Here is a 2,422-nt window from a genome sequence, read left to right on the forward strand (position 1 = left end):
TCGCCCCACCACATTCCCATTTTTTGGTGGGGGGCCGCGCCCAATACTTGGGGGGCCGCGGGCCCCCCCCCCGCCCCGCCGGAGGCTCAGTTCTTGATGGCATGAGGGTTTCTATCCCCGCATATGCTCCAGCCGCACCGATAGCGTCTCGGCGATCTGCGTAGCATCAAACCGCGCGTCGAGCATCGCATAGACCGGGCGGAGTGTTTCGGGGTCGCTGGTCCAGCGGGCATAGTCGATCTTGATGAAGCGATCGGGAAATTCGGCCACGAGCGCGTCAGTAATGGCTTCGAAGCGGGCGATATTGGCGGCCAGCTCCTGCTTGTCGGCATCTTTCCACCACGCCGACTGCGCGACGGCATCGACCGACCTGACATTGATCACGAACACCGCCGGCGCGAAAAAGCGATCGATGAACAGCAGATACTCGCGCAGATCCTCGGTGAGGTAACGGATTTCCTTGAAGCCGGCGACGCGGGTGCCGCGCGGCGGGCGCAGGATGTTGGCAACAAAGGCCGCCACCATGGCGCGGGCATAGCCATCGGGGTCAGCCACATCGGCGCCGTGCCAGGGATGGTCGATGCCTTCATGGCCCCAGCCATATTTGGCCTTCAGGATGGTTGCGTCACGCCAGGCGGCGAACACACCATGCAGGCTGTTGTGGTTTTCCCCGGCGAGATAATGGCCGGTTATGCTGCCCAGCAGCTTTTGCAGGATGGTCGAGCCGGAGCGGCCATAGGTGACGATGAACAGCCAACGTTCCGGCCCCGCGCCGGCCGGCACGCGGGCGAGCCGCGATTGCCAGCGCCTGAGCTTGGTTGCGATCCGCGTTGGCAACGGCGGTTTGGTGATGGCAGCGCGAGTCATAGCGGTAACCCCAAGGCGAGGCGGAGATTGGCGATGCGCCGCCGCAGCGATTCGACGGCGCGGCGGGCCTGATAGCGCGGTTCGCGCCAGGTGGCGGGGGCAAGGCCGCGGCGTTCGCCCTCGATTGTTGAAGGCCCGCCGAGTTCGAGCACCGGAAACGGAAAAACCCCCATGCTGACCACGCGATGCGCCCAATAACGGTCGAGCTCGTCATCGATCGGGCGGACAATGCGGGTGATAGAAGCCACAAGGCGCGCCGCTGCCGGCTGACGGAGCAGATAGGCCTGAGTGCCGAACGCCATGCCGCGATAGCGGACAAGATGGCGGCCAGCGACGCGCCCGACAACGTTCGCCGGTGCTGGCGCCTTGGCATGGAGACGCAGATAGGGGATGTCGGGAATGCTGACCGCAATGGCCTCGAGATTGGTGAAGAACACCGGATCGAGCAACAGATCGTCCTCCAGCACCACCATCGTGCTGGCTGCAGGCATGGCGGCAAGCCGACGCCAGATGCCGAAATGACTGGCAAAGCAGCCCAGTTCGCCGCGGGTCAGGCTGCGCCGGATGGTCTGCAGGGTTGCCTCTTCATCGTGCGGCAGATCGGTCGGCACGGCTTCGGCAGCATCAACAAATTGCCAATCCAGCCCCGGAATGGCCGCCAGTTGCGCGGACATGCCGGCCCGACGGGGCGAACCGCGCAGGCTGATGACGCGCACGGCAATCACGGCATTTTCCTTCGGAACGAGCGGATCAGTTAACGGGCGGGCCAGCTGCGAACAGCATTGGCGGAAACGCGCAGCTTTGCCGCGCCTTCCCTGAACCATGCCCCTAGCCGTAGATTTTGACATTTTTGCAACAGCCGCCGCGCCGACGCAATTTTGCCGTGCGACTTGATACGGTAATAATCTGGTAAAAAAAGTTACTCGAATGGCCTGCTATATCAGCCTGCCGAAAAAGTAGGCGTTAGCCGGCTTTTTTCAAGCAATAACAGGGATATTCCGTTCGTCCTATGACGCTTTTGCCGCCAATGTCGCGCCGCGTGCGCTGTTGCCGCCCGACGTTTGTCGGCGCAATGCTGTCGACAGTGATGCCGACGCTTGCGGCGGCGGCCGTCGCTTCCGCGACTGTGGCTTCGGCGCAGGAGCAGGCGCCACAGGTACAGGCACCGCAGGTACAGGCACCACCGGTACGCAGCGCGCCCGACCAGTTCGAGATTTCGGCGTTCGATGTCGTGGGTGTTACCCGGCTCGACGCAGCGACCGTGGAAGCCGCAGTCTACCCCTATGCCGGCCCCGGCCGCGCCGCAACCGACGTCGAGGCGGCGCGCAAGGCGCTGGAGGCGGCTTACAAGGCCAAGGGCTATGAATCGGTTCTGGTGGAAATCCCGCCGCAGCCCAATGCGGCCTTTGTCGCCGGCATCGTGCTCCTCAAGGTGACCGAAGCCGTGGTTGGCCAGGTTCGTGTCGTCGGGTCCAAATATCATGCCCCGACGGTGGTTCTGGCGCAGGTGCCGGCGTTGCAACCGGGCGTGGTGCCGGATTTCAGCGCCGCCCAG

The 2,422-nt window shown here is 64.0% G+C and carries 3 protein-coding genes; 1 reads left to right on the plus strand and 2 read right to left on the minus strand.

The genetic code is table 11. The annotated features are described in order from the left end of the window. Positions 1 to 111: 111 nt before the first annotated feature. Complete coding sequence (locus RMO81_RS09110; RefSeq protein WP_310475516.1) at positions 112 to 867, minus strand: sulfotransferase; 756 nt, start codon at positions 865 to 867, stop codon at positions 112 to 114. After that, complete coding sequence (locus tag RMO81_RS09115; RefSeq protein WP_310475517.1) at positions 864 to 1,592, minus strand: glycosyltransferase family 25 protein; 729 nt, start codon at positions 1,590 to 1,592, stop codon at positions 864 to 866. The genes RMO81_RS09110 and RMO81_RS09115 overlap by 4 nt, the downstream gene beginning before the upstream one ends. 362 nt (positions 1,593 to 1,954) lie before the next feature. On the opposite strand from RMO81_RS09115, the gene RMO81_RS09120 reads away from it, so the two are divergent. Further along, a partial coding sequence (locus tag RMO81_RS09120) for a POTRA domain-containing protein (protein WP_310475519.1) occupies positions 1,955 to 2,422 on the plus strand: 468 nt, incomplete at its 3' end.

It is taken from the genome of Sandarakinorhabdus sp. (assembly GCF_031422795.1).
Taxonomy (GTDB): Bacteria; Pseudomonadota; Alphaproteobacteria; order Sphingomonadales; family Sphingomonadaceae; genus Sandarakinorhabdus.